Raw genomic sequence first — 26,446 nt, 5'->3', positions numbered from 1 at the left:
TGCCGCCCCTTCAGCGCTTGGTCAGCTTGAGCTTGGCGCGCACCTCGGCCGGGCCAAGCAGCCGCGCGCCCATGCCGGTCAGCACTTGCGCAGCGCGTTCGACCAACTGACCGTTACTGGCGAACTGCCCCTTGCCAAGGTAGAGGTTGTCTTCGAGGCCAACCCGGCAATTGCCCCCGGCCAGCGCCGCCATCGCCACGAACGGCAACTGGTTGCGGCTGATCGAAAACCCGCTGAACACCGAACCTGCCGGCAGCTGGTGGACCATCGCCATGGTGGTCAGCGGATCGTCCGGCGCGCCATAGGGGATGCCCATGCACAGCTGGATCATCACCGGATCGTCGAGCAGCCCGTCACGGATCATTTCCTTCACGAACACCAGATGCCCGGTATCGAACACTTCCAGTTCGGGCCGCACGCCCAGCCGCTGCACTTCGGCCGCCATGGTCCGCAGCATGCCGGGCGTGTTGGTCATCACGTAATCGGCTTCGGCGAAATTCATCGTCCCGCAATCGAGCGTGCAGATTTCCGGCAGCAGTTCCTGCACGTGGTTGAGCCGCTCCATCGGCCCGACCATGTCGGTCCCGGCGGGATCGAGTGGGAGGGGATGCTCGCCGGGACCGAACACGATGTCACCGCCCATCCCGGCGGTGAAGTTGATGATGACGTCGGTGTCGCTGGCGCGGATCCGGTCCTTCACTTCGCGGTAGAGCGCCACGTCGCGGCAGCCCTTGCCCGTTTCGGGATCGCGCACGTGGATATGTGCAATCGCCGCGCCAGCTTTCGCCGCCTCGATCGCGGCATTGGCAATCTGTTCGGGGGTGATCGGCAGATCAGGATGGATCCCCTGAGTGTTGCCCGATCCGGTTACGGCGCAAGTGATGAAGGGTTCGAAATTCATGGCGCTCTCCTTGCGGGGCAGCTTAACCGCGAATTCGCGCGATTAAATCACGTTATGCGCCAGATCATTGCATTTTACCCCGATTGATGGCTTTGTGCTGAACCATGCAGAATCTGGCTTTCCTGCTCTTGCCGGGCTTTTCCGCCATGGCCTTCTTCGCGGCGTTGGAGCCGCTGCGGATCGCGAATCGACTGGCCCTGCGCGAGCTGTATCGCTGGACGATCCATGCCCCGGGGGGTGATCATGCACTGGCTTCAAATGGGATGCAGCTTCGCGCCGAAGGCCCCCTGCCTGCAGCACCTGAGGCTCTGATCGTCTGCGCCGGGTTTGATCCCCTGGCCCAAGCCAAACCTGCCCTGCTTGGCCAGATCCGCCGCGCCTGGCGCGCGGGGTGCCAGATCGGCGCGATCGATACGGGGGCCTTCGTCCTGGCCGAAGCCGGTATCCTGGGGCGGGAGACGATCACCCTGCACTGGGAAGCCGCCGAAGAGTTCCGCCAGCGTCACCCCCACATTCCGGTTTCGGGCGAACTCTATGAACGTCACGCCCGGCTGTTCACTTGCGCAGGCGGAACCGCCGCGATGGATATGATGCTGGAAAGGATCGCCGCCAGCCATGGCATTGCCCTGGCCAACGCGGTGTCGGACCAGCTGATTCATGATCGCATCCGCCCCGCATCGGCCCCGCAGCGCCTGTCGCTGGCAGAGCAGGCTGGCCATGGAGGGCCCGATCTGCAACGCCTGATCGCGGCGATGGAACGCGGCATGCCGCAAGGACAAAGCCTAGCAATGGTCCTGGCCGAAGCAGGGGTCAGCCGCCGCAAGGCCGAACGGTTGTTCCTGGCCCGCACAGGCCGCCCGCCCGCGCGCTTTTACCGCGAACTGCGGATCCGCCAAGCTATCGGCCTGATGCGCAGCGCCCGCATGCCGGTACAGGAAGCCGCGCTGGCCGCAGGATTTTCATCGCAGCCGGTCTTTTCTCGGGCCTGCCGCCAGACTTTCGGCCAGAGCCCGCGCGAATTGCTGAATGCTTCCGGCTTGCCCGAACCGGCCTGATCGCCGGGATCAGGCGCAGTCCGCAGCAATCGCAGCGATATGTTCCGGGCCAATCCCGCAGCATCCGCCCACAATGCCCGCCCCGGCGCGCAGCCAGTTCCGCACCCACAGAAGGTATCGCTGCGGGTCCAGATCGTCGCGGATTGGTGAAATCGTCTCGTTCGCCGGTGCCGCTTCCGGTTCGCGCGGAAAGGCATTGGCATAGACCCCGATCAGCAGCTTGCCGCCTGCCCGGTCCCGCTCTGCCACCGCGCGGATCACCGCGGCTTCCATCACTTCGGGCTGGCTGCAGTTGAACAGCAAGGCCCGCGCGCCGCATTCCAGCGCCAGCGCAACCGCATCCTCAACCCGCTCACCCGATCGCAATTGCGCCAGATCGGCTGCATCATCGTCGGCGTCTTCCAGCGTGAAGGACAGCCACAGCGGCCGGCCATCGCCCGCCAGCATGTCTGCCACCACGCGGGCTTCCGCCGTGGCCGACAGGGTCTCCGCAAGCCACAGATCGACATGGCCGCTCAGCCCGTCAACCAGGGGCGCCAGCAACCGCGCGGCATCATCGCTCCGGAACAGATCGGGGCGATAGGATCCAAACAGCGGTGGCAGGCTGCCCGCCACCCGCACATGACCAGCCCCTGTCGCTGCAACCACAGCCCGCGCCATGCGCCCGGCGCGGTCGGCCAGCACCTTCGCCTCGCGCGCAAAACGCTCCTCGCCGATATGAAACGGGACCAATGCATAGCTGTTGGTGGTGATGACCCCGGCCCCCGCAGCAATATAGCTGGCGTGGACCGCCTGCACCGCCTCTGGCGCTTCGATCAGCGCCAAAGCGGACCATTCAGGCTGCCGGAACGGCGCACCGCTGCGAGCCAACTCTCGTCCCATGCCGCCATCAAGGATCAGAGGTTGCTTCATTTCAGTCCACTGGCTGGAGGGGGACACGGGCAGCAGCTCTAACGCTGCCTTGCATCCGGCATCGAGCCCGCCACGTCCTTGCGCTTCAGGATTGTCATCACCGGCCCCGAAGTGCGCCCCGGTTCGGGATGGATCACCTTTTCGACAGTCATGGACTGCAACAGCGTTTGATAGGCGCCATATTCCGCCGGGAAGCGATGCTGTTCCAGCCGATAGCGTTCCATTTCCATGATGATGGCGTAGTCTGCCCGGCAGGTGTCGCGCTTGCTTGCAGCAACGGTGCCATAATCGACATTCGATCGACTGCCGCGCGCCGCGTCCACCACCTTGTAATCGACCCGGCCCGTAATCATGCCCTTGGCATCGACGCATCCGGCATCGCCCATCGGGAACACGATCGTCCAGGGCGCATCGATCAGGTCAAACGCGAAATGCTCGATCATTACGGTGCTGCCGGGCGGTACATGCTGCCGCGCCCAATTTGTTGCAACCTGCCGCGTATCGTTCATCCGGGCCGTGGCATCGCTCCACGCGGGAATGGCCTGAACCAGCGCCACGGACATGACCATGCCGGTCGCGGCGGAACCGAAAAACGCCCCGGCGCTGCGTTGGCGAACAAGCTCTACCAGCCGCGCTGCGGCCAGACCGCCCGCAATCGCCAGCAGCGGCAGCATTGGCAGGACCCAGCGTTCCCACCGCAGCCCGTGGAGGCAGATCATCGCGCCATAGACGATCAGCACCGGCAGAATGACCCGGCCGACCCCGCGTTGCCGCGCCATCAGCACCAGACCGGCGGCGGCCATGATCAGACCGGGCAGGCCCAGGGCTTTCCACAAGGGACCAGATAAATACCACCACATGTTGCCGAACAGGCCTTCGCCGGTCGCCCCCAGATGCTGCGTGCGCGCTTCCCCGCCAAGGTTGCGCAGCACCGTGCCGAAATCGAGCACGAGATAGGGCGATACCAGCACCAGAAAGACCGGAGCGAGCAGCAGAAACAGTGCGAAGGGTTTCAATTGCTGTTTCAGCGGGCTCTGGCTCTCGCTGAAGCGAACCCATTGCGCCCCGACAACCGCGATTGCCGCGATCCCGAACGGCCATTTGCTGGCCATCGCCAGCGCCACGCCAAGTGCCGCCCAGACATAGTCCGCCCGGCGTCCGTCGCGGGCGATGCGCAGCGCCGCGGCCACTGTCATCAGCACAAACACCGTGCCGACCACATCTGACCGGATGATCTGCGAATAGTGGATATGCACCGTGCTGCAGGCCAGCAGCAGCGCCGCGAACAGACCGGCCAGATCACCCGCCAGGGATCGCGCCAGTCGCCAGGTCTGCCACACGGTTACCAGGCTGAACGCCGCCATGGCCATTCGCCCGGGCAGCATCACGATCCCCGGATCGGCATAGATCGCGTTCATGAAGGCAGCCGGTCCGGAATACTGGCCGAACAGGAAACCCAGCCCAAACGACGATGCGTTGACCAGCGCGAGCACATACATGGTGATCGTCGCCGGATGGCCGAACCACCCCGGATTAAGGGTCGGCCCGGTCAGCATCCGCGTCGCACCAAGTTCGAAAATCAGCTCATCGGGATCGTTGAGCGCAGGCAAGCCAAAGCCGATCCCGTGCAGGCGCAGCATTGCTGCAAGCAGCAGGATTACCCCGATACCGATGCCCGGCCAGCCTGGAATCCAGCGCTTCAGCTTACTGCTCCGGCAGCCAATGGCACATCTTGTCGATTTGAGGATCAGACAAGCGTTGAGCGCATTGAATCGTTGAAGGGAACCAATTCGGCACCACTGCGCATCCGGTCCGCCAGATCAGGATTGGCGATGAAAGCCCTGCCCCAGGTAATGGCATCAACCATCCCGCTGGCCAGTTCGCCTTCGGCCTGTTCCTGCGTCAGCGAGGCACCGGAAACGATCACGCCGTTGAACAGCGGGCGGATCTTGCGGACCATCCGGCCCGAGGTTTCGAAATAGTCGGACGCAGCGCAGCTGACATCCAGCGCGCCAAGGCCCAGCTGGCCCAGCGCCGGGATCAGGTGGCCCAACATATCGTCCAGATCCGGCCATTCATAGATCCCGCCCATGAAGCGCGAGGGCGAAATGCGCGCCATAACCTGACGCGCTGGCACGGCTTTGGTCACGGCCTCAACCAGTTCAAGCGTGAAGCGGCAGCGGTTTTCAACCGAACCGCCATAGCTGTCGGTGCGATCGTTGACATGCCCGTCAAGGAACTGATCGGGCAGGTAACCGTGGCCGGTGTGCAGCTCAACCGCGTCAAACCCGGCGTCGAGCGCGCGCTTGGCGGCATCGGCGAACAGGGCATAGACGCCCGGCATTTCATCCGCCGCCAGAGCGCGCGGCTCGCCATAGGGCTTGTCGTTCTGGCGGTTGTGGCCTGCGGCGGCGACCGAGGTGGAGCTGACCGGCGCGTCGCCGGTGAAATCGGCGTGCGAAATGCGTCCCATGTGCCACAACTGGCAGGCAATCGCACCGCCAGCAGCATGGACCGCATCCACCACCGGACGCCACGCTTTGGCCTGCTGATCGTTCGCGATATAGGGTGCGTTGGCCCAGCCATCGCCGCTGCGATCAATGATCGTACCTTCGGTCAGGATCAGCCCTGCACCGCCCAGTGCCCGGCGCTCGTAATACTGGACCATGGCTTCGGTTGCACAGCGGTTCTCGTCAGCGAAACTGCGGCTCATCGCCGACATGACCACGCGGTTGCGCAGCGGGATAAAGGCGGGTGCGGCCAGCGGCTGGAAAAGCTCTTGCATGGGTCAGTATCTCTCAGTTGAAGCGGTATTGTGCGAAGAAAGGGTGGCGCAGATAGGCGTGCAAAGTGGAGCGCCAGTCGCGCTGCAGATCAAGGTGTTCCGTTTTCAGTCTGGCACAGCTCAGCACGGCGCGATCCGGCCGGCGGCCTAGTTCGTTTGCAGACACGCTTGCTGCATCCACCGAAACAATCGACAGCCGGTCCTGCCAGCCCAGGGCATAGACAATCTCTTGCGCCAGTTCTGCGAAACTGGCTTCGCCGTGGCATGCCATCTGGTAGCGCCCCCGGCATCCCGCCAGCATCATCTGCAGCGAATTGAAGGCCAGATCGCGCGTCCAGGTAGGCTGCCAGACCCGGTCTCCGACGCGAAACTCTGTCTCGCCGCGCTCGATCGCCGCGCGCATAGCCGGGATGATCCGCCCGACAAAGTTCTTGTCGGCCGCTTCACCGCCAAAGAAGCCCGCCATGACGACGATCAGGGCGTCTTCGCCAAAGGCGTCCTCGATGCGGTGCTGCGCTTCCAGCTTCAGCTCACCATAGAGCGCTAAAGGCCGCTGGGCTTCTTCCTCAGGGATTGGATTCTGGCGGCCGTCGTGGGTCAGAAAGGACTGCGGATAGAACATCCGCGCGCCTGCTGCCTTGGCAAGAGCAATCGCATTCTCGGTGCCGTCGACGATGATCGCGCGCGCCGCGTCGGGATCGCGGGCGCAACCTTCGACATTGACCATCGCGGCGCAGTGCACCAGCCAACCGTCCGCCGCCTTGTCAGCCGCAGCCATCATGGCCGCCGGATCGCGCACATCGAGTTCAGTCTTGCCGGGGGCATAGACACTCAGCCCTGGAAACGCAGCGATCTCCGCCGCGAAATCTCCCCCCAACATACCCTGTCCGCCGGTAACGAGATAGCGCATGCGCCCGTGTAATCCTTATTCCGATCAAGTGCGTGGCGCACCTACAGGATTCGCCAACTAGGTGGCAAATTGATTTTCGCCAGACCCACCGGACTGAGCGTTTGTTCTGCCCGGCTTAAGCTGAACCTGGCGATGCGGCCGAATTGCACTTTACGCTTTCGGCCCCGCTTGCCTGAACCGGCGAGAAGGAAGGTGGGCATTTTCGGCCATCTCCTTCCAAAGATCGTGCAAGGTCGTCAGTGCGAGTGCCCAGGCGATAGTCATGTTGATCAGGGGCCGGACGAATGGTCCCAGCGTTACATGCCGGCTGACCAGAGCCGTGCTATCCCGGAAATATAGTTCAGTGACCGATTCCGGCAGCGTATCGATCGGGAAATCGAACGGGAATGCCATCACATAGCAGGCCACAATCGCCCACTTCCGACCAAAGCCACGCCACGGCTCCATCAGCACGAACAGCATGAAGCACACAATGGTGTAGCCGCCCGGCTCGCTGGTGAGGATCGCTGCCAGAGTGCCAAGAGCAATCGCACGCGAGCTGGTAAATGCCTCTGGCCGATACCAGATCGCCAAGGCGGCCAGCATGATCAAAACCTGGGTGAAACGGGTCAAAAGCGGGATCAGCACCATCAGCCGGTCAACCCAGACCGAACCGATGATCTGGGACATCGGGAAAGTGCCGGTTTCGAGCACTGAATAGAGCGGCTGGTAAGTCGCCGTGTACCAAACGTCGAGAATCTGGGTCGCACCAATGCCCGAGAAGTCCCGGACATTGGTGAATATCTCCATCGGCGTACCCTGTCCGAATGCGGCATAGCTGAGGAGGTAGATCACGATGGTAGCCAGCAGTGCCCCTTCGACCCAGCGCCAGCGCCGCTTGAGCAGCAGCGGGATAACCGAGGCAACGAGATAGATCTTGAAGTTGATAGCCAGCCCGGCAAACACCCACCGCAACCTTGCCGAAGCCAGCAATGGCCCGAAGGCCAGGAGAAGACAGGTGAAACCGGCCAAAATCAGATTGCCTCGCTCAAGAGCGTTCAGCATCGGCGCTCCCATGGCCACGCAGATAGTCCGCGGGAGGGCTGTTTCGGGCGCGAGTTTGCGAAAGGTTCGCCAGGTCAGGTAGATATTGGCCGCAAAGATGACCGCCATCATGACCAGGCCAAGCCAGTCGCAATCGCGCGCAACCAAGCCCGCGCTTGATTCAAGCGCCCGAGATGCGGGATAGCAGCGATCAATCCCTAGATATCTGAGGAATACGAACGACAGCGGAAGATAGACTGTCTTCCACGCGTCATAGGCACCTTCACGGCGCGACCAGAATGCCGGATTGAACCAGTCCGCAAAAGTATCCGACGGTTCATAGAAGAACGGCGGTGGCAGAAAACCGTAGCGCAGCAGATGGATGCCGGAATATAGAATCCCGCCCAGAATTATTACGGCCAGCAAGTGCTCCACCCACCGGCTCGGCAACCTGGCTGTTCCCGGCACGCTCATCCCGGATCCGTTACGCCCCGGCCGGGGCACGGAAGACCAGCCGCTTCAGTATGAAGTAATTGATCAACGAAACCGCAATGGTCGATGCCAGCCCGGCGCCATAGGGCGAGGGAATGAACTTCAACGCCAGCCACAGACCAGCGAGACCCAGAAAATACGTGCCGATATAGGATACTGCAAACGATGCCTTGCTCGATTCCTGACCAGCAAAAGCGAACCGGCTGTACGTGAAGTAATTAAACAGCACACCCAGGACGTGGCCCACCAACTGGGCGACATAGACCTGCAAACCAAGCCAAACCAGCAGCGCAAACAGGATGTATCCGAACGATACGTTGATCGCCCCGGCCGCATAGTAGCGCAAAAGCTGCCACCACTCCTCCTTGCGCCGCCAGTCAAACATCTCAGTTATCCGGCGGGAAATTGACCCGCTCCTTCTCCAGCACCAGGGCCTGATTGCGCGTTCGTTCAGAGATCAGCTTGATCTGGACGCCGATCAGCCCAAGGAACAGGAACAACAGGCAGAACTGCCCTTCCAGCGCCGCGGCCAGCAGCCAAAGCTGGACCGACCGGCCAAAGAAGGCCGCGAACAGCGCCCCGCCAAGACAGAAAGCTGTCAGCAGGCCCATGAAGAACGCGACATAAAGCGGTGCCCGTAGCAGGTTTTTTGACGAACCAGCCAGCCCGTTCAGGGCGAAATCAAGCAGAGTGAAAAAGTTGTTGTTCGATTTCCCGCCAGATCGCGGCGGCCGGCGGTAGCCGATGGTCTTGATCTCATATCCGGTTTCGACCAGTAGCCCGCGAAAGAACGGTTCCGGCTCATTCATGGCGCGGATCGCATCAACCACCTTGCGGTCATACAAGCCAAAACCGGTCGCATTCGGGATCGCCTGATAATCGCCAAAGCTCTTCTGCAGCTTGTAGGAAAGCTCGCGGAAGAACCGCAGCACAGGGCCGGTCTTTTCGCCTTCGCGCACCCCAAGGACAATCGGCACGCCTTCACGCCAGGTCTTGACGAATTCGGGCAACAGTTCAGGCGAGTCCTGAAAATCCGCGCACATTCCGACCACGGCTTCGCCGCGCGCGGAGAAAATCCCGTGGGTCGGCGATCGCATCTGGCCAAAATTGCGGCTGTTGACGATCAGGCGGATACGCGGATCTTCAGCGCACATCGCGCGCACCACTTCCACGGTGCGGTCCGAAGATTCGTTGTCGATGAAAATGATGTCGAACGAACGGGTCACCGGCTCAAGCTGAGCGATGACGGCCTTGGCAATCAGCGGGGCGTTTTCTTCTTCATTCCGGCAAGGAATGACCACCGAAATTTCGGGCAGATCCTTGCCATCTGGCAGGCGGGCATCAGGCACGATCCAGCTCCATCAGCGCTTCACCGGGGGGCGGCCGCAGGCGATATGCCTCGATCGCCACCCACATCAAAAAGATTGCGATCGCCAGCGCCAGAGCGGGAAGCCACAGTTGCCGCTGCGTATCGACATGCGGCTGTTCAAGCACGCGCAGATTGGCATCAGACGTCAGATCTTCGACCGCCGTGCCCTGCAAGTACCGCATATAGCCGCTGTACAGCGATTTGGCCACCTCCAGCTCCCGTTCAAGCCGATACAACGAGCTCGAATTCTGGACCAGTTCGCCAACGCCCTGGTTCTGGTTTGGCGTGGTTGACCGGGCCTGCGCAAGCTGCGAGCGCAAGGCGCCAAGTTCGGCAACCATTTGCTGCACGGTCAGGTTGTTGTCAGTGTAAACTTGGCGGGCGGTGGCGAGCTGAATTTCCTTCGCCCGGATCGTCCCTTCAAGCATCGGGATCCGATCACCGATAGCGAGCATCGCCGATCGAGGTTCTGCATAGCGGTTGCGCAACCGAAAGTCATCGTAGGCGGACTGGGCCAGTACCAATTTATCCGACGCCTCGGTGACAAGCTTTTGCAGCACGTCCCGTTTGTATGCGGTTTGACGGCGGCTGATCTGGGCCAGCTCTACCTGGACTGCCCGCTGATACGCTGCCACAATTTCCTTGGCCAGGTCTGCATCGGGATCCTGCATCTCAATCGTAATGATCCCGCCGCGCAGCGACCGAATGTCAACGCGTTTGGTCAGGTATCGCTGCAAGGCAATCCGACCTTCGGATTTGACCCGATCCTTGAGGCTGGTCTTGTCGATCACATCATCGCGAACGGCAACGCTGTGGCCCACTCGCAAGGCAACTTCCACGGCGGCCTGGTTGCCAAAAACGCTGCTTAGCCCGCCCAGCTGGCCAAGCGTTCCACCCAGCCCCATTGAATCCCGATCCGTCGGTGTAAACGAACTGGTCGCCAGATACCGTTCCGGGAAGAACGCCAGGGCGGCAAAGATCAGGGTCGCGACGCCGAATACCAGCGCACGCCAGCGAAACCGGGAAAAGAACTGCAGATGCGCGATCTGGCCGACAATGCTCATCCGCGGGGTCAATTGATTGAATTCACGGCCGCTGCCGTGACCCCCAGTTGGAAGATCACCGAAGTGATATCGCGAATGCGCTGCCAGATGTCGGACTTCGTTGTGCGAAGTGGTACAAAGACAACATCGCCAGGCAGGGCTCTGGTTTTCATCAAACCACCCTTGCGGGTCACCACATCGCCGTTGGCCCGAACCACGAAGATCCGCTTTGAATCGCCCACGTTCTGCAGTCCGCCAGCGCGACCGATGTAATCCTTCAGCAGCATTGGCTGGCCGTCGATCAGGAACGATCCGGGCCGGAAAACAGCGCCGAACACACCCACTGTTGTCGGACGTGTCGGCACGATCAGGTGATCATTGCGTTCAAGCAGAAGGTCGCCGGGAAGTGTTGCAGCGCCGGGTTCCATCTTCATGACCACCCGGCCGTCCGGTTCCCGCTTGCGCAGCAGCGCCAGGACTTCCTTCGCGCTGGCCATTTCCGCGGCGATGCGGCTGTCACTTACCGAATTGCTGGTCGCCAGCGGCGCCGAAGCGAGCGAGAATTCCAGTTGCTCAACCGCTTCCCCAAAACTGGCACGCTGCTGTTCGCGGACCGACTGGCGTACGAGCCTGGAACCGAACACATAGCCCCGCTCCGTAACCCCGCCCGCCATATCCAGAACGGTGCTGAGCGGCGTGTTGGGACCAACGTAGTAATTTCCGGGGCGGTTCACTTCACCTTCTACGCGCACCAGAACCGATTGCCGCACGACCGGTTGAACCAGACTTCCGCGCGAGAGAATATGAAGAATATCGCCACCTTTGGCCACATAGCTGGACGCTTCGGCGCGGGGAACCTCGATAGGACCGCGGCCGTTCAGATCACTTGTCCGATACAGCATTGTGCGATCCGGATCGCCGAGCACGTTGGGACCACCGGCCAGGGCCAGAGCCTGGGCTAAAGTTTCTCCGGGTTTCAATTCATAGATTGCTTCATCCTGCACGCTGCCCAGCACGGCAACCTGCTCACCGGCGGCGGGGATGAACAGCACGTCTTCGTTGTGCAAAACTTCATCCCCCACCCGGCTGCCGCCGCGCAACAACTTGTACAGATCGAAATCCGCAACCTCACGGCCATTGCGATACAGCTTTACCGACCGGAAGCTGCCGCCAGCAGAGGGTCCCCCGGCCTGCATGACCGCGTTGACCAAGGTTGACAGACTGCCAACGTTGAACGCCCCGGGATTGTTCGCAAATCCGGTAACGTAGACCCGAATTCCGCGCAGAGATTTGATCGCCACGCTGACATCGAAATAACGGTATTCGCGCCCGATCGCACCGATCACCTTGGTCCGCAGATCGCGATACAGCACCCCGGCCAGGCGGATCGACCCAACGCTGGGAAGGAAAATGTTCCCATTCGAATCAATCTCACGCTCAACCGTCCCGCCAACGGAGCCTGTCAGATACAGGATCACGGTATCCCCGACATTGAGCCGATACTCTGGGGGCACGGTTGCAGTTGCGGGGACAGCGAAGTCGCGACTGGCAGGTAGCAGCAAATCGGTTCCGTAACGCGGCACCGGATGATCGGCCACACCATTGACGAAGTTTTCGAACTCACCAGGCTTTGGCGGGTCGCGCAGCAGCAACTTGCGGCTCAGTACATTGTCCTGATCCCTGGCCCGCTCCTCAATCGGAGGCTGCTTGTCTCCGCCATTGGGGCCAAGCGCGGTGGGCTGAAACACGCTGGAGGCGACAGGACTGATATCACTGGCGTTTTCGGTATCGCGCGACGTTGCTTCGCCGTCAGTCGCCCCGGTCGGCAATGGCACCGGCGACCCGCTGGGGATGGACTGAGCGAAAGCGGCGTTATTGGCGATGATCCCCGTTGCCAGAAGGCAGGCGCCGCATAGGGACAGAGCTGCGCGACCGAACAGCTTGTACGTGGACATCTAGATCATTCCCATAACGAATTCAGTGTTTTGCGAGCCGTCAATTGCCGATCGTCTCACGGTTTCCTGACTGTTGTTGAAGCCACCTTACCGCACGGCATGGTGAAAGGAAACCAAATCGCCGCGCAGCTTCGCAAACCACAGCAACCGGTGATCAGGCCATTTCTGCGGCCAGCCTGATCTGCGCAAGTTCCTGGACCAATTGATCGAAATGGTCATGCGCCAGGCCGATGGTCGGCTCCCAACCGGCTTCGGCATAACCATAGGTCATGAAATGGAACGGCATCCCCGCCTGTTCCGCCACGGCGTGGTCCAGTTCGCTGTCCCCGACAAAGATGCAGTCAGTTACCGCAATGCCCAGGTCAGCCAGGGTCTTTTCGAGCAAGTCTGGTGCCGGTTTGGGGTTGAGCGGGGCCATTCCGCCCACGACGACCGAAAAATGATCAGCCAAGCCGGTGTCCGCAAGGACCTTTTCACAGAGCGCTTGCGGCTTGTTCGAGCAGATCGCCATGGTGAAGCCGCAGTCCCGCAACTTTGCCAACCCATCGAACACCCCATCGAACAGCGAGGAGTCCGGCGTCATGATCTGGGTGTAGCGGGCCCGGAATTCGGCCAGCTCCTGTGCCGGATTGCCGCAATGGTCGCCAAGCAAGGTTGCGACCATCAGTTCGCCACCGCGGCTCATCAACGGACGGGCAACATCGGGATCGATCGAGAGCGATACACCGCGATCCCTGAGCATGCCTTCAAGGATCGTGATACAGATCGCGCAGCTGTCAACCAGCGTCCCGTCCAGATCGAAGATGATCGCCTTGCTCACCGCAAGGTACCGCAGGGTGCCAAAGCCGCTTCCAGTTCCTCATCGGACAGGAACGGGATGAGGTCTTCGAGCGGCGACGAAACCATCGAACCGTCCTCAAGCCTCCGCGATGACAGCTTGGGCGCGAACTGTTGCTGCTTGTCGATCATCACTTCGCACAGGTGGGGGCCATCGCCCGCCAGGGCCGCCCGCACCGCGCCGGGCAGATCGGCATCGCGGCCCACCTGCGAAGAAGGGATCCCGAACCCGCCCGCCAGGCGCGTGAATTCAGGGAAAGTCAGCCCGCTGTCCGGCCCGCACCCGACGATATTATCAGCAAAGTGGTTCTGCTGCGCCTGCCGGATCGAATGATAGCCGTCATTGTTGAGCACAAAGATCTTAACCGGCAGCCCAAGACCAGCGATGGTCTGCAATTCCTGCAGGTTCATCATGATGCTGCCGTCGCCGGCCAGACAGATGATGCGCTTTACGTCGGCAGCAAACCAGGCCCCGATCGCTGCGGGCAAGTCATAGCCCATCGAAGCGCAGCCCGAATTGGTGTAAAGGCGCTGACCACGCTTGATTCCGGCCGCCTGGAACACGGTGACACAGGCCGTGCCATCGCCGGTCACGATGATTTCGCCCTCTTCCAGTTCGTTGAACAGAAGCTGCGCGAAGACATAGGGATTGATCGGCCCGGTTTCCGAGGCATATTCCGGCAAGACCACCGGATACTGCGCACACCGCTCCCGGCTCCGCGCCAGATAGGCGGCGCGGTGGTCAGGGCGATCGGTGGCAGGAAGATCGAGCTCTGCTGCGGTCGCAAAGAAGTCGCGCAGGTCAGCATGGATCGGCCTGTGCAAGGACAGGGTCGGCTTTTCCAGCTCGGCGCGATCGACATCGACCATCGCCACCTTGGCGTTGCGCGCAAAGCTCTGCCAGTTGTAGCTCACCTGGCGAATGTTGCAGCGGCAACCCAGGACCAGCACATAGTCGGCCGACTGGACCGCGAAATTGCCACCACGATCGCCAACCGAGCCAGGCCGCCCGACGAACAGCGGATGCTCGTTTTCCATGACGTCGTGGGCATTCCACCCCGTCACCACCGGAACTCCCAGACGCTCGACGAACGCGAGGAACTCGGCGTGCATGCCGGACAGGCGAATGCCGGATCCAGACAGCACCACAGGCCGCTCCGCAGCGCAGAGCTCCGCCAGCATGGCGGTTACTTCATCGCGCAGGGCAGTGCCGGTCAAGGTGCCCAGTTCAGCCGCTGTGTTCGGCACTTCGCCATGCCCGTCATCTTGCGCGGGGTCATAGGCTTCAAGCAGATCGGGATCGACCGGAGCCGCCTGAACATCGATCGGCACATCGATCCACACCGGACCCGGGCGACCGCGCCGGGCAAGGTGGATCGCCTTTTCAGTCACCTTGCGGACATCGGCCGGGTTATCCAGCACCACCGCATATTTGGTGATCCCGCGAACCATCGGGACAATGTCCACTTCCTGATCGCCCAGCTGCCGCAGCGGCACGTCAAAATTGAACGCGCAAGTCTCACGCTTGACCTGGCCGGAAACCACCACCATCGGAATGGAATCGACATAGGCGCCGTAAACGCCGTTCAGGGCATTGACACCGCCAGGTCCGGTTGTGACGTTGACCACCGCAGGGCGCCCCGACAGACGCCCATAGCTTTCCGCAGCGATGGCAGCGCTTTGTTCGTGATGGGTAAAGACCTTGCGCAGGTCTTTCTGCCGCCCGAACGCGTCATTAAGGTGCATTGCCCCCCCGCCCGTAAGCATGAAGCACTCAGTGACTCCATGCTGGGCGAGGATGCTGGCGATCACGTCGGCAACCCGAACCTTGGCCATGCTTAGGAAGCCTTGGCGTTCTGACGGGCTTCCATCATCGCAATGCGCGCTTCGTCTTCAGCGGCAATGGTGCGATAGTAATCGCGCTTGTTCTTGAGCCACAGCAGCTCGAACTCAATCGCGAGTTCCATGCCCTGGCGCGCTTCTTCACCGTCGAGAACGGCAGCATCGAAAATGACCTTGCGCGTTTCAAAGCGATCAAGCCGGATCGCCCGCACCCGGCGGAGCGGATCGATCGAATCCGGGCTGACCCCGCCACCGACGACCAGATCAAGATTGTGCTTCTTGGCCACTTCGGCAACGCCGCAGACATATCCGACCATTTCATCGGAATTCACGAAATCCCGCGAATGGCCCATCGAGCCGGCGAAATCGACACGGCCGAAAACCATCCCGGTCTGCCCCTTGGCCGCCAGTTCGCCAAGCTCCTGAATCTGGTCATAGGTGCCGCGCGTTTCCACATTGAAGAGGAAATCCGTGTCTTCCTTTTCATCAGCCGGATAGAACTTGTCCTTCCCGGCAATGAACTTCGACAGCGCGTAGGGCGTTTCCACCATCGGTGCGATGATGTAATTGGCACCATACTGGCGGCATTCGATCAGGTCACGGATCGCTTCGCAGCCGCCGATCTTGATCGCGACCTTCAGGTCCGCCCGATGGGCGATTTCAAGCAAGCGCAGCAATTCGTCTACGCGGGTTCCCTCTGCTTCGAACTCAGCCTTTACCGCAACAACGCCATAGTTGGCACCGGCACGCTTAAGGATTTCAAGCATCTGTTTTTCGTAAGTGTTCAACTTGTTCTCCTCTTGCAAGGGCTAGCCTTGGCCCCCCCCGCACTCCAAATTGCCATTTCTGGGCTTAATTCCGGGTCACAGAAGCGCCTTCCAACTCGCGAATCCACTCAACTGTGTCCCGTATCTGTTGTCGCATGCCGGTTGGGCTAACTGCCAACTTCATGCAAATGATGCAAGTCTCCTGCGCAATACCCAAGTAATCTGAACGACTTGAGTAGTCGATTGGCGGCCGCTCGACAGTTATCGAACCACCCACCTCTTCTGACACCACTTGCGCAATGCCGCTCATTTCCACGACTTGCGCTCCGCACAGATCAATTGGACCGGGCTCACCCAGTCCGTGGCGCGCGGCGCGCAAGATGATCCTGGACAAGTCCTCAACGTGCAGAAAGCTGCGGAACACCGGCTGCGTGGCCTTGATGGCAATGTGGCCCTGTCCCAGCGCCTGGAGCGCAAACGCTGAAACAGCATAGGCTTCAAGCTTGTTGATATGCGGTCCGGCAATGTTGAAAATCCGGCCGCACAAGGCTGGCACACCGAATTTTTCCGCCCAGGCAAGAAAGCGGGCTTCCTGCTCCAGTTTGGCCAGGCCATAGGGATGTTTGTCGAGCCCGGCTTCAGCCAGGCTTGCCGCGCCCGATGACGCAACGAACAGACTGGCCGGCGCACAGCCGGAAATCGCGTCGAGCACGGCATCGTCGATCCCGCGATTGATCCGGTGAAATTCCTCTTCACCCACAACCGCAACCTTGTCTTTCGTCAGGTAGGCAAGGTGGATGACATGGGCGTCTGCTACATCTTCCGCCGAAATCGTCGCGAGGTTCCGGATCGGCAGAGTAACCCCGTCACCGATCGCAATGGAACCATCGCTCGATCCAAACAGCCGGACTTCCTGACCGGGCGCAAGCGCATCCCGATCACCCTTGCGGTGCAACTGCGCCAGCAGCGCCCGCCCGATCCACCCGGTAGGACCCGTGATGACGATCGGTTTGGGAGAGAAAGTCGTTTCAGGCATGACGCAGGAACCCGGCCCTTAGCCCTTCTTGCCCGCAACGAATGCGGCGATGGTTTCAGCCATATAGGCCAGATGGCTTTCGCCAAGTCCGGGGAACAGGCCGATCCAGAAGGTGTGGGTCGTGGTCAGATCCGCATTGGGCAGATCGCCAACAACCTTGTAGTTCCGACCCTTCATATAGGGTTGGCGCAGCAGGTTGCCGCCGAACAGCAAGCGCGTACCGATCTTCTTGTCGTTGAGGTGCTCAAGCAGTTCCTCACGATTGATGCCGCTTTCCGGCCTGATCGTGATGGGATAGCCGAACCACGAAGGTTCGCTATTGGGCGTTGCCTGCGGCAGGATGAACACGTCTTCCAGCGGGCGCAGCAGCTCAGTCAGGCCGGCAAAGTTGCGCGCGCGGGCGGCAATGAAATCTTCCAGCCGGTCCAGCTGCCCCAGCCCGACCGCAGCCTGCATGTCGGTGATCTTCAGATTGTAGCCAAGGTGGCTGTAGGTGTACTTGTGGTCATAGCCATAAGGCAGCGAGCCAAGCTTGCGGCAGAAGCGCTTGCCGCAGGTATTGTCTTCACCCGGTGCGCACCAGCAATCACGGCCCCAATCGCGCATCGATTCCATCACGCGCTTGAGCCGCGGCTTGTCGGTGAACACTGCCCCGCCTTCACCCATCGTGATATGATGCGCCGGATAGAAGCTCAGCGTCCCCATATCCCCGAAGGTGCCGACATTGTGGCCATCATACTTCGCGCCGAGGGCATCGCAGCAATCTTCGACCACCATCAGGTCATACTTCTTGGCCACGCGCATCACTTCCGCCAGGTCAAACGGATTGCCCAGCGTGTGCGCGACCATGATCAAGCGGGTCCGGTCTGTAACCGCTGCCTCGATCATTTCGGGCCTGATATTGTAGGTTGGAATATCAACATCGACGAAAACCGGTACGATTCCATACTGTAACGCAGGATTAACCGTGGTCGGGAAGCCGGTGGCGACGGTGATCATTTCGTCACCCGGCTTCAGCGCATCCCCGCGCAGATAATGGCTGGTCAGCGTCGAGAACGCGATCAGGTTGGCCGATGAACCCGAATTGACGGTGATGGCATGCTTCACGCCAATCCGCTTGGCCAGCCGCTGTTCGAACTCTGCGTTGAAACGCCCGGTTGTCAGCCAGAAATCGAGGCAGCTTTCTGCAAGCAGCTGCATTTCCTTTTCGCCATAGACCTTGCCGGAAACCGGCACGGGGCTTTCACCAGGAATGAAGTCACGCTTGGCATGATGCAGCTTGGCATAGTCACCGACCAGATCGACGATCAGACGGCGGAATTCACCTTCAGAAAGTTGCGAGAGTTCAGCGGGGATTCCCGCGGCAGCACGGTTCATGAGGGGTCGCTTTCAGTCAGGGCCGCATCAAGCAGCGTCTTGTAGGTTTGCAGTTGCCCGCGAGTGATGGCCAGCGCATCGCCGCCCTGAGCGACCTGGCTGTGCCAGTCGACAATCCAGTCAATGGTTTGCCGCAGATCGAATGCCGGGCGCCAGCCAAGCTGTGCCCGGGCCTTGGAACAATCGAGCATGAGCAAGTTCGCTTCATGCGGCTGCGGGGCCGTGTCGAGTTCGAATGAACCGCGCCCCCAACGCTCGATCATCTTGTCAACAATCCAGCCCACCGGACGCGTATCCTGCGCCGCCGGGCCGAAATTCCAGGCCGATGCCGCCCAGTCGTGACCGGCGGCCAGATGCTGTGCGATCAGCAGATAGCCGCCCAGGGCCTCAAGCACATGCTGCCACGGCCGCACGGATCCGGGTGAACGGATATACACGCTGCGGTCATCGATGATCGCGCGGACAATGTCCGGCACCAGCCGGTCCTTGGCCCAATCCCCGCCGCCGATCACATTGCCTGCCCGCACCGACGCCAGCAGCGGCCCCTCGCCCGCGTGGAAGAAGGAATTGCGGTAGGACGAAATCACCAGCTCCGCTGCGCCCTTGCTCGCGCTGTAGGGATCATGGCCACCCATCGGATCGCTTTCGCGATAAGGCCAGACCCATTCGCGATTTTCATAGCACTTGTCGCTGGTCACCGCGACGATCGCTTCCAGGCCTTCGACCCGGCGGCAAGCGTCAAGCACGTGGGCCGTGCCCAGCACGTTGGTTGCAAAGGTTTCGCGCGGCTGATCATAAGACAGGCGCACCAGCGGCTGTGCCGCCAGGTGGAATACAGTCTGCGGGCGGACCCGCGCCACAACCTGGTCGACCAGATCGGCGTCGCGGATGTCGCCCTCAACATGATCGATCAGGCCATCAAGCCCGATCTGCGAAAACAGGCTCGGTTCTTCTGGCGCGAGCGCAAGACCGGCCACTTCGGCCCCCATCTCGCGCAGCCAGAGTGACAGCCATGCACCCTTGAAACCGGTGTGCCCGGTAACCAGAACGCGACGGCCGGCCCAATGTCCGGGATTTACCAGCATTTCCAGGGCGCACCCTTTTCCCAGAGTTCTTCCAGGTAGATCTTGTCACGCAGGGTATCCATCGGCTGCCAGAAGCCCTTGTGGTGATACCCGTGCAGTTCACCATCAACCGCCAGCCGTTCCATCGGCTCGCGCTCCCAGATCGTGGAAGGGCCTGCGACGTAATCGTCCAAAACGGAAGGATCGGCGACAAAGAAACCGCCGTTGATCAGGCCGCCATCGCCGGCCGGCTTCTCACGAAATCCAGCAATCCGGTCGCCTTCGAATTCGAGCGCGCCAAACCGGCCCGGAGGGGCAACGGCAGTAACGGTTGCCTTGCGCCCGTGGTCCTTGTGGAAGGCAACCAGTGCGCCGATGTCAATATCGGCAAGCCCGTCGCCATAGGTGAAGCAGAACGGCTCACCTTCATCCAGGTATTGACGCACCGCCTTAAGCCGTCCGCCGGTCATCGTTTCATCGCCGGTTTCCACCAGCGTGATCCGCCACCCTTCGTTCCAGTTCCGATGGACTTCCATCGAATTCCGGTCGAGGTCGATCGTCACGTCCGCGGTGTGCAGGAAGTAATTGGCGAAGTACTCTTTAATGAGGTACCCCTTGTATCCCAGGCAAATCACAAAGTCCTTGATCCCGTGCCCGGAATATATTTTCATGATATGCCAGAGAATTGGTTTTCCGCCAATTTCTACCATCGGTTTGGGGCGGACCGAAGTCTCCTCACCCAATCTCGTGCCAAGACCGCCAGCTAAGATAACAGCTTTCATTGAGACCTTCTCGACGCCGTCAAACATACAGGGAAAACGCAAGCTTCAGAATTGACAGAAATATTTCAACAACGATTCCTGAACCAGCGCCTGATCGGCTCTATGGGGGCACTCCCCGCAAGTCAAGTTGCGCGAAACCAGAAACCTCGCAGGTTTGGACCGGTTGCAAATAGCAATGAACAAAACCGTTGGTAAATAACGAATGTTAGCGTTCAACTGGCGAACATTAGCTGCAACGCAACAAAGGCGCCTTGAACTGCCGAATCCGGCATGATCGGTTCAGTGGTTGCACCGCCGGTGCTGTCGCCCGGTCCAACCTGACCTCGGTTGGTCAAGTCTGGTCCGCTTTGGCCTGCCAAGGCTGGCCATCCCGGTTGCATGCGTATTTACCCCTAGCCAGCGCTTACCCGATCGCAGGCCGCCAGCCCTATGCCCGCTGGACGGCAAACAAACAGGGTTAGCAGGCGCAACATGTTGAAAAAGATCGCTCCCTCCCAGGTTGAACTTGGCATGTTCGTGCACAAGCTGGAAGGCAGCTGGCTGAAGCATCCGTTCTGGAAATCGCGGTTTCTGCTGGAAGACAGCGAAACCCTGACCGATCTGCGTGACAGCGAAATCGATGCCGTGGTGATCGACGTTTCCAAAGGCCGTGACGTTGCACCGCGCCATTCGGGCGAGGCCGGGCAGGCTCCGGTCCGGCGCGTCTTCAGTCCCCCAACCCAGGGCCCTGCGCCGCGCCGTCGGCAACTGGTCAATCAAGAAGACAAACCCGATTTCGCTTCGACCGCGCGCACCGGCATGGCCCGCGAATTCGGCATGGCGCAGTCAGTGGCCAAACGCGGTGAGAAGCTGGTCAGCAAGGTGTTCCTGAGCAGCCGCCTGGGCAAGGCGGTGGACGCCAGCGAAGTCGAGCCAGTCATTTCAGATATCTTCGCATCGGTGCAGCGCAACCCCCATGCCTTCAACGGCCTGATGCGATGCAAGCGCGACAACCAGTTCATCTACCAGCACTCGCTGGCGGTCAGCGCCCTGATGATTTCGCTGGGCAAGGCGATGAAGCTGGGGCCGGCGATGATCCGCAATGCCGGGATGGCGGGGCTGTTGCTTGATGTGGGGATCGGCCACCTCCCGCTCAATCTGGAGGAATGCAACGGCGACTACCGCGAATTTGGTGATGCGTTGCTGCTGAACCATACCACGCTGGGCTATGACTACCTCAAGATGGGCGGCGGCATTCCGGATGATGTGGCGCTGGTCGCGCTGCAGCACCACGAGCGGATGGACGGCAGTGGCTATCCGCACGGAATCAAGGGTGAGGACATCTCCGTCCTCTCGCGCATGGCGGCGATCTGCGACACTTATGACATGCTGGTCACCGATTCCAGCCGCAAGCGCGGGCTGGACCCGGCCACCGCGGTGGTCGAACTGTCCGAAATGCACGGCAAATTCGATCCGGCGATCCTGGCGGCCTTTGTCGAAGCGGTTGGCGCCTATCCGATCGGATCGGTGGTGCGGCTCGCATCGGACCGGCTGGCGCTGGTGGTCGATCAGGACCCTGCCGATCACCGCCAGCCGCGCGTACGGACGTTCTTTTCGATCGCCCTTCGCAAGATGATCCAGCCCGAGGACATCCAGCTGGCGCACTGCTTCGGGCGCGACAGCATTTCCGGCCTGGCCGATCCGGAAGCCTATGGCATCCGCGACTTTGCCAAGCTGCGCCTGCGGCTGTTCACCGCGGCGAGCAAGGCTGCGGGGTAAGGCGCAGCCTTCCCTTCAATCCGCCACCACCGGCAGCCATACCGCACTCGCATCGCTCCCGCCCCAGCGCACGGTCTGGGTCGCTTTCTTGTAGGCAGATGCGGGCGCGTCAAAGATCGACGGCACCCAGGTCTGCGGGTTGCGATCATAGAGCGGGTAAAGGCTGGACTGCACCTGCACCATGATCCGGTGGCCGGGCTGGAACACATGGTTCACATGCGGCAGCGACCAGCCAAACCGGTATGTCTGGCCCGGGCTGAGCGGCATCGGCTTGTTGAAGCCGTGGACATAGCGGCCCCGGAATATCTCGATCCCCACCCCCAGCTGGAAACCGGCCATGGCTGGGTTTGCGCTGTTTTCTTCCGGGCCGACGTCGATCAGTTTGACCACCCAGTCACTGTCCTGCCCGCTGGTCGATGCGTGCAGATCGACCCGCGGCGCACCCTTGATATGGACCGGCTTGTCGAGCACCGGGGTGACATAGCTCAGCACGTCCGGCCGCCCATCGGTAAAGCGCTGGTCCTGCACCAGCCAGGTCCGCCACTGGTCCCCGTCCATCCGGATCGGGCGCGGCAGGAACGGCACCGGCTTGGCCGGATCGGACACATAGTCATCCGCGCCTGCCTGGGCCGGGCGGGTAAAGGACAGGCCGAACTGGTCGGTCAGATAGAGCGGCTGCTCGCTACCGGCCGGCCACTTGGCATCAACTTCCCACCGGTTTGAACCGGTCGCATAAGTAACCGCCGCAGGCATCGGCGCGCACGGTTTCGCATCGGACTTCACGCGGCAATCGATGAACGGCTTGATCCAGTTCAGACGGAATTGCAGCGCCGTATCGCCTTCGAACTTCAGCGGCCCAAGCACCGATCCTTCATAGTTCGCGCCCGAATGCCGCCACGGCCCGATCCCGAGCATGATCGGCGCGTCAGGCTGCGCGGCCTTGACCGCCTTGAACACGGCAGGCGCGCCGTAAGAGTCCTCCTGGTCCCACTGCCCCAGCATCACCAGCGTCGGCACGGTCAGCTTGCGCTTGGCCAGCAACTTGTCGACGGCCTGTTCCTGCCAGTATTCGTCATAGGCCGGGTGCTCCATCATCTTGCGCACCACCGGCAGGTTCTCGATCCCCCAGCGCCGCGCATAGCCCGCGCTCGATCCGGCTTTCAGGTAGCTGACATATTCATCCCCCGTGCCCATCGGCACCGATCCGCCGCCCTTTTCCACCATCTGGCCCAGCGCGAAATCAAAGCCAAAGGTGCGGAACGCGCCGTTGTGGAACCAGTCATCCCCCATCCAGCCATCGACCATCGGTGATTGCGGCACGGCGGCCTTCAGCGCCGGATGCGGATCGATCAGGCTCATCAGGGTGGTAAAGCCCAGATAGGATGATCCGATCGTCGCCACCCGCCCATTGCTCTCCGGCACGTTCTTCACCAGCCAGTCGATCGTGTCATAAGCATCGGTGGCGTGATCGACCTTGGTCTGGTTGAGCGGCCCGCGCAAAGGCCGGGTCATGACATAGTCCCCCTTGGACTTATGCATGCCGCGAATGTCCTGATAGACGCGGATATAGCCATCATTGACGAACGGCGCGTCCATCACCGGCAGGATCTCTTCAATCGCCTGGCTGCGATTGCGGCTGGTTGCGGCAGTGGCGTTATAGGGCGTGCGGCTGAGCAGCATCGGCCCGCCCATGGTGCCCTTGCGCATCACGATCACCGTGAACAGCTTGGTCCCGTCGCGCATCGGCACCATCACTTCACGGCGGATGTAATCGGCCTGCGGGCGCACCCAGTCATAGCTGGCAGCCTTGTCGCTCGCCATCGGATCGAGCGGGGCGGGTGCAGTCTGGCCCATCAATGGCAGGGCGGCAGCGATCAGCAGGGCGGCGGTCAGTTTACGCATAGGGGCTCCTGAAAGGGATATTTCCAAGGCTAGCAGCTTTGTTGCGCTTGAGAAGGCGGGGCGCACCGCTATTCTGCGAACAACAAGGAGAACACCATGCGCGCGACCCAGGCCTATTTCGAGCAGACCGGCGGCCCCGAAGTGATCCAGTGGCGCGAGGTGGATCTGCCTGCGCCCGGCCCCGGACAAGTGCTGATCCGGCACGAGGCGGTGGGATTGAACTTCATCGATACCTACCTGCGCACCGGGCTTTATCCCACGCCGCTCCCCGGCGGGCTCGGCTTTGAAGCGGCCGGCGTGATCGAGGCGGTGGGCGAAGGGGTGACCCACCTGACCCCCGGCATGCGCGCGGCCAGCTTTGGCGGGGCGCCCGGCGCCTATGCCACCGCGCGGCTGGTCAAGGCGGCAGACTTGCTGCCCCTGCCCGACACCATCGACAGCCAGACCGCCGCTGCCGTGCTGCTAAAAGGCGCGACCGTGGAAATGCTGGCCGAACGCTGCGCCCCGGTCGCGCCGGGCGAATGGGCGCTGGTTCCTGCGGCGGCGGGGGGCGTCGGGCAATTGCTGCTGCAATGGCTGAAAGCACGCGGGGTGCGCGTGATCGGCACGGTCGGCAGCGCAGACAAAGTGGCGACCGCGCGCGAATGCGGGGCAGAGGAAGTGTTCCTCTCCGACGATCCGGACCTCGTCGCCAAGGTCCGCGAAGCAACCGACGGCAAGAAAGTCCGCGCCAGCTATGACGGGGTCGGCGCGGCCAGCTGGCAGACCTCGCTCGACTGCGTGGGTCCGCGCGGGATCATCGCCAGCTTCGGCAATGCCAGCGGCCCGGTGACCGGGGTGGGCCTGCGCGAACTGCAGATCCGCGGCTCGCTGTTTGTCACCCGGCCCGGGGTCTATGACTATTACCGCGACCCAGCCGAAGCGGCGGCAGGCGCGGCCAAGCTGTGGCAGATGATCGCATCGGGCGCGGTCAAAGTCAGCGTCGGGCAAACCTATCCCTTGCTTCAGGCCGCACAGGCCCACCGCGATCTGGAAGCGAGGCTGACGACCGGATCGACGCTGCTGCTGCCGTGACTATTTCGCATGGCTGAATTTCCGGGCGCGGCTTGGGCTGCATAGGGTTCATTGTGCGGTTTTCGTTTTTAGTACGCTTTTCGGCTTAATTTCATTATTTTACGCTTTGAAAAGCGGACTTGCGCTACGCGCGACCTGGCAGATATGCAGCGCTTTTAACGAAAGCGCGGTTGCTTTTGGGGGCGTTGGATGGGCGCACTCTGCCAAAGGATGATTGGGGAGAACTGTCGTTCAACAAATACCCGAACGTCAAAAGCAGATCCGTCATGCTGAACTTGTTTCAGCATCCATGGTTCGGCTGCTTCCGAAGCCAAGGGGAAGGGCCGCAAAGCGGCGGCTTGCGCCATCCATAGGGCGGGACTTGGCGGCACGATGGATCCTGAAACAAGTTCAGGATGACGGTATCAGAGATGTCAGCTTTGCTTGCGCGCATGGAAGCAGCGCTGCGACCGAAATGTTGGGGAAAGCGGACATGCCTCTCGACAGCATGCTAGATTCATCGGCATTGTCGAGCATGGCCATCAACGACCAGATCGCGAACGTCGAAAGCTCGTGCCGAGCGTATCTCGACTTGCTGCGCTCTGCTCCTGCTGACCCTCGAGAACGCCAATTGCTATTGGCTACCGCGCTTGATCACCTTTGCGCGGCCTACAATCAAACTTCTGATGTCGAACCTGACTCAACAGACGTCGATGCACCCCGAACCGACATGAAACAGTTTGGAGGGCAGGCTGCTTCATCCTTTCCGGAACTTGGCTTCTACCCTCAGGTGCACCCGTTGGAGGGGTTTGAGCAAGAGATCGGGCAAGGATGGGGATTAGACGACCTAACAGACATTGCATCGGACCTGGCTGAGGTGCTTTGGTTTCTAGATCAGCGCCGAGTTAACGACGCAATTTGGCAATTCCGCTGGGGATACGAGAACCATTGGGGCCACCATTTGCACAACCTCAGACGATACCTCCACAACCTGCTCTACTGGGGCTGACGTCCGCTTTCGGAGCGGTGAGCACACAGTCGCAACGGTAAGATTGGGGTGGAAAGCTGACAAAGCCTACGAGGGCGCATCTACCTGACGTATCGGAATCACCACATTCTTTCCGACTAAATGCCGTTTCACTCTAAGCTCTCGGGACAGACAAAGAGCCCATTCACGTTGGGCTGGCTTGCCCGTCGCCGTGCATTTCACAAGTGAGCCCGCTCTGCTGACTCTGCATGTAAGACCCACGCCGTCTGTTAGATCCACGTCCGTTTGCTTTGGCGCACACGCCGCGACGGTTTCTGATGACGGGGGAGAGACCCAATCCTTGGCCTTAATGCGTATGGGTGCGTTTGACGATGCGCCGATCAAGACCAGCGCAGGCACCGTGAAGACAAGCATTTTCGACCGCAGGGTCATCATGCTGCCAATATGTCTTGATTGCCCTACGTCCGCAATCGGGTCGTGACCGGAACGGCCGGTTCAGCGGGTAGGTTGGGGATAGCTGCCGCCTGAAAGCAACATCGCCTTTTCATCCAGCCCCTTCTTTCGTCACTCGCGTAGCGACACACGTGGCTCGCCA

22 protein-coding genes are annotated in these 26,446 nt (G+C 61.1%); 4 read left to right on the top strand and 18 right to left on the bottom strand.

All coding sequences use genetic code 11. The features are described 5' to 3' along the window. Positions 1-10: 10 nt before the first annotated feature. Positions 11-901, bottom strand: coding sequence for a 3-keto-5-aminohexanoate cleavage protein (locus tag MNBBLIKP_RS13160; protein ID WP_088310713.1), 891 nt, complete (start codon positions 899-901; stop codon positions 11-13). Between the two features lie 104 nt (positions 902-1,005). Between MNBBLIKP_RS13160 and MNBBLIKP_RS13155 the strand changes: the two genes are divergently transcribed. After that, positions 1,006-1,956, top strand: a complete 951-nt coding sequence (locus tag MNBBLIKP_RS13155) for a GlxA family transcriptional regulator (protein WP_088310712.1) — start codon at positions 1,006-1,008, stop codon at positions 1,954-1,956. A gap of 9 nt (positions 1,957-1,965) precedes the next feature. Here MNBBLIKP_RS13155 and MNBBLIKP_RS13150 read toward each other — a convergent pair whose 3' ends face one another. The 16 genes from MNBBLIKP_RS13150 to rfbF all read right to left on the bottom strand — a co-directional run bounded on the left by MNBBLIKP_RS13150 (position 1,966) and on the right by rfbF (position 20,177). Then, on the bottom strand, positions 1,966-2,868 hold the full coding sequence (locus tag MNBBLIKP_RS13150) for a homocysteine S-methyltransferase family protein (protein WP_088310711.1): 903 nt from the start codon (positions 2,866-2,868) through the stop codon (positions 1,966-1,968). 38 nt (positions 2,869-2,906) lie between these two features. After that, the gene (locus MNBBLIKP_RS13145) at positions 2,907-4,508 is read right to left on the bottom strand and encodes an ArnT family glycosyltransferase (protein ID WP_088310710.1); all 1,602 of its coding nucleotides are present in this window, start codon (positions 4,506-4,508) and stop codon (positions 2,907-2,909) included. 107 nt (positions 4,509-4,615) lie between these two features. Then, the gene (locus MNBBLIKP_RS13140; protein WP_088310709.1) at positions 4,616-5,653 is read right to left on the bottom strand and encodes an oxidoreductase; all 1,038 of its coding nucleotides are present in this window, start codon (positions 5,651-5,653) and stop codon (positions 4,616-4,618) included. A 13-nt stretch (positions 5,654-5,666) separates the two neighbouring features. Further along, positions 5,667-6,563, bottom strand: coding sequence for an SDR family oxidoreductase (locus MNBBLIKP_RS13135; RefSeq protein WP_088310708.1), 897 nt, complete (start codon positions 6,561-6,563; stop codon positions 5,667-5,669). A 150-nt stretch (positions 6,564-6,713) separates the two neighbouring features. Further along, positions 6,714-8,060 (bottom strand): glycosyltransferase family 87 protein, encoded by a 1,347-nt coding sequence (locus tag MNBBLIKP_RS13130; protein ID WP_140420604.1) that lies wholly within the window; start codon positions 8,058-8,060, stop codon positions 6,714-6,716. 10 nt (positions 8,061-8,070) lie between these two features. Further along, positions 8,071-8,463 carry a GtrA family protein gene (locus MNBBLIKP_RS13125; RefSeq protein WP_088310706.1) on the bottom strand — a complete coding sequence of 131 codons (393 nt, stop codon included), beginning with the start codon at positions 8,461-8,463 and terminating at the stop codon, positions 8,071-8,073. Between the two features lies 1 nt (position 8,464). Further along, on the bottom strand, positions 8,465-9,427 hold the full coding sequence (locus MNBBLIKP_RS13120; RefSeq protein ID WP_254913047.1) for a glycosyltransferase family 2 protein: 963 nt from the start codon (positions 9,425-9,427) through the stop codon (positions 8,465-8,467). Then, positions 9,420-10,511, bottom strand: a complete 1,092-nt coding sequence (locus MNBBLIKP_RS13115) for a hypothetical protein (protein WP_088310704.1) — start codon at positions 10,509-10,511, stop codon at positions 9,420-9,422. Before MNBBLIKP_RS13115 ends, MNBBLIKP_RS13120 begins: the two co-directional genes overlap by 8 nt. A gap of 8 nt (positions 10,512-10,519) precedes the next feature. Further along, positions 10,520-12,445: an SLBB domain-containing protein gene (locus tag MNBBLIKP_RS13110; RefSeq protein ID WP_088310703.1), complete on the bottom strand. Its 1,926-nt coding sequence runs from the start codon at positions 12,443-12,445 to the stop codon at positions 10,520-10,522. Between the two features lie 154 nt (positions 12,446-12,599). Next, on the bottom strand, positions 12,600-13,265 hold the full coding sequence (locus MNBBLIKP_RS13105; RefSeq protein ID WP_176399773.1) for an HAD family hydrolase: 666 nt from the start codon (positions 13,263-13,265) through the stop codon (positions 12,600-12,602). Continuing rightward, positions 13,262-15,118 (bottom strand): thiamine pyrophosphate-binding protein, encoded by a 1,857-nt coding sequence (locus tag MNBBLIKP_RS13100; protein ID WP_088310701.1) that lies wholly within the window; start codon positions 15,116-15,118, stop codon positions 13,262-13,264. The genes MNBBLIKP_RS13105 and MNBBLIKP_RS13100 overlap by 4 nt, the downstream gene beginning before the upstream one ends. A 2-nt stretch (positions 15,119-15,120) precedes the next feature. Continuing rightward, complete coding sequence (locus MNBBLIKP_RS13095) at positions 15,121-15,891, bottom strand: aldolase/citrate lyase family protein (RefSeq protein WP_217896684.1); 771 nt, start codon at positions 15,889-15,891, stop codon at positions 15,121-15,123. 85 nt (positions 15,892-15,976) lie between these two features. Beyond that, positions 15,977-16,927 (bottom strand): NAD-dependent epimerase/dehydratase family protein, encoded by a 951-nt coding sequence (locus tag MNBBLIKP_RS13090; RefSeq protein WP_088310700.1) that lies wholly within the window; start codon positions 16,925-16,927, stop codon positions 15,977-15,979. A gap of 18 nt (positions 16,928-16,945) precedes the next feature. Next, positions 16,946-18,304 carry a lipopolysaccharide biosynthesis protein RfbH gene (gene rfbH, locus MNBBLIKP_RS13085; RefSeq protein ID WP_088310699.1) on the bottom strand — a complete coding sequence of 453 codons (1,359 nt, stop codon included), beginning with the start codon at positions 18,302-18,304 and terminating at the stop codon, positions 16,946-16,948. Further along, positions 18,301-19,389 (bottom strand): CDP-glucose 4,6-dehydratase, encoded by a 1,089-nt coding sequence (rfbG, locus tag MNBBLIKP_RS13080; protein WP_088310698.1) that lies wholly within the window; start codon positions 19,387-19,389, stop codon positions 18,301-18,303. The genes rfbH and rfbG overlap by 4 nt, the downstream gene beginning before the upstream one ends. Next, entirely contained in the window at positions 19,380-20,177 is a 798-nt protein-coding gene (gene rfbF / locus MNBBLIKP_RS13075) for a glucose-1-phosphate cytidylyltransferase (RefSeq protein ID WP_441339280.1), read from the bottom strand. The genes rfbG and rfbF overlap by 10 nt, the downstream gene beginning before the upstream one ends. A gap of 402 nt (positions 20,178-20,579) precedes the next feature. Here rfbF and MNBBLIKP_RS13070 point away from each other — a divergent pair, with 402 nt between their 5' ends. Beyond that, complete coding sequence (locus MNBBLIKP_RS13070) at positions 20,580-21,908, top strand: HD-GYP domain-containing protein (protein WP_088310697.1); 1,329 nt, start codon at positions 20,580-20,582, stop codon at positions 21,906-21,908. 15 nt (positions 21,909-21,923) lie between these two features. Here the strand turns inward: MNBBLIKP_RS13070 and MNBBLIKP_RS13065 are convergent, their stop codons facing one another. Continuing rightward, positions 21,924-23,810: a CocE/NonD family hydrolase gene (locus tag MNBBLIKP_RS13065; RefSeq protein WP_088310696.1), complete on the bottom strand. Its 1,887-nt coding sequence runs from the start codon at positions 23,808-23,810 to the stop codon at positions 21,924-21,926. A 96-nt stretch (positions 23,811-23,906) separates the two neighbouring features. Between MNBBLIKP_RS13065 and MNBBLIKP_RS13060 the strand changes: the two genes are divergently transcribed. Both MNBBLIKP_RS13060 and MNBBLIKP_RS13055 read left to right on the top strand, forming a co-directional pair. Beyond that, positions 23,907-24,884, top strand: a complete 978-nt coding sequence (locus tag MNBBLIKP_RS13060) for a quinone oxidoreductase family protein (RefSeq protein WP_088310695.1) — start codon at positions 23,907-23,909, stop codon at positions 24,882-24,884. Between the two features lie 514 nt (positions 24,885-25,398). Next, positions 25,399-25,872, top strand: coding sequence for a DUF5063 domain-containing protein (locus tag MNBBLIKP_RS13055; protein WP_176399771.1), 474 nt, complete (start codon positions 25,399-25,401; stop codon positions 25,870-25,872). The last annotated feature ends 574 nt before the right edge of the window (positions 25,873-26,446 follow it).

The organism is Novosphingobium sp. B 225 (assembly GCF_002198665.1).
Taxonomy (GTDB): Bacteria; Pseudomonadota; Alphaproteobacteria; order Sphingomonadales; family Sphingomonadaceae; genus Novosphingobium.
Note: the sequence above shows the minus strand (reverse complement) of the source record. Positions and strands in the feature narration are given on the sequence as shown.

Coding starts and splice junctions, on each gene's coding strand:
- MNBBLIKP_RS13160 (WP_088310713.1), bottom strand. CDS start 901: ATGAATTTCGAACCCTTCATCACTTGCGCCGTAACCGGATCGGGCAAC.
- MNBBLIKP_RS13155 (WP_088310712.1), top strand. CDS start 1,006: ATGCAGAATCTGGCTTTCCTGCTCTTGCCGGGCTTTTCCGCCATGGCC.
- MNBBLIKP_RS13150 (WP_088310711.1), bottom strand. CDS start 2,868: ATGAAGCAACCTCTGATCCTTGATGGCGGCATGGGACGAGAGTTGGCT.
- MNBBLIKP_RS13145 (WP_088310710.1), bottom strand. CDS start 4,508: ATGCTGCGCCTGCACGGGATCGGCTTTGGCTTGCCTGCGCTCAACGAT.
- MNBBLIKP_RS13140 (WP_088310709.1), bottom strand. CDS start 5,653: ATGCAAGAGCTTTTCCAGCCGCTGGCCGCACCCGCCTTTATCCCGCTG.
- MNBBLIKP_RS13135 (WP_088310708.1), bottom strand. CDS start 6,563: ATGCGCTATCTCGTTACCGGCGGACAGGGTATGTTGGGGGGAGATTTC.
- MNBBLIKP_RS13130 (WP_140420604.1), bottom strand. CDS start 8,060: ATGAGCGTGCCGGGAACAGCCAGGTTGCCGAGCCGGTGGGTGGAGCAC.
- MNBBLIKP_RS13125 (WP_088310706.1), bottom strand. CDS start 8,463: ATGTTTGACTGGCGGCGCAAGGAGGAGTGGTGGCAGCTTTTGCGCTAC.
- MNBBLIKP_RS13115 (WP_088310704.1), bottom strand. CDS start 10,511: ATGAGCATTGTCGGCCAGATCGCGCATCTGCAGTTCTTTTCCCGGTTT.
- MNBBLIKP_RS13110 (WP_088310703.1), bottom strand. CDS start 12,445: ATGTCCACGTACAAGCTGTTCGGTCGCGCAGCTCTGTCCCTATGCGGC.
- MNBBLIKP_RS13100 (WP_088310701.1), bottom strand. CDS start 15,118: ATGGCCAAGGTTCGGGTTGCCGACGTGATCGCCAGCATCCTCGCCCAG.
- MNBBLIKP_RS13095 (WP_217896684.1), bottom strand. CDS start 15,891: ATGCTTGAAATCCTTAAGCGTGCCGGTGCCAACTATGGCGTTGTTGCG.
- MNBBLIKP_RS13090 (WP_088310700.1), bottom strand. CDS start 16,927: ATGCCTGAAACGACTTTCTCTCCCAAACCGATCGTCATCACGGGTCCT.
- rfbH (WP_088310699.1), bottom strand. CDS start 18,304: ATGAACCGTGCTGCCGCGGGAATCCCCGCTGAACTCTCGCAACTTTCT.
- rfbG (WP_088310698.1), bottom strand. CDS start 19,389: ATGCTGGTAAATCCCGGACATTGGGCCGGCCGTCGCGTTCTGGTTACC.
- rfbF (WP_441339280.1), bottom strand. CDS start 20,177: ATGTTTGACGGCGTCGAGAAGGTCTCAATGAAAGCTGTTATCTTAGCT.
- MNBBLIKP_RS13070 (WP_088310697.1), top strand. CDS start 20,580: ATGCCCGCTGGACGGCAAACAAACAGGGTTAGCAGGCGCAACATGTTG.
- MNBBLIKP_RS13065 (WP_088310696.1), bottom strand. CDS start 23,810: ATGCGTAAACTGACCGCCGCCCTGCTGATCGCTGCCGCCCTGCCATTG.
- MNBBLIKP_RS13060 (WP_088310695.1), top strand. CDS start 23,907: ATGCGCGCGACCCAGGCCTATTTCGAGCAGACCGGCGGCCCCGAAGTG.
- MNBBLIKP_RS13055 (WP_176399771.1), top strand. CDS start 25,399: ATGGCCATCAACGACCAGATCGCGAACGTCGAAAGCTCGTGCCGAGCG.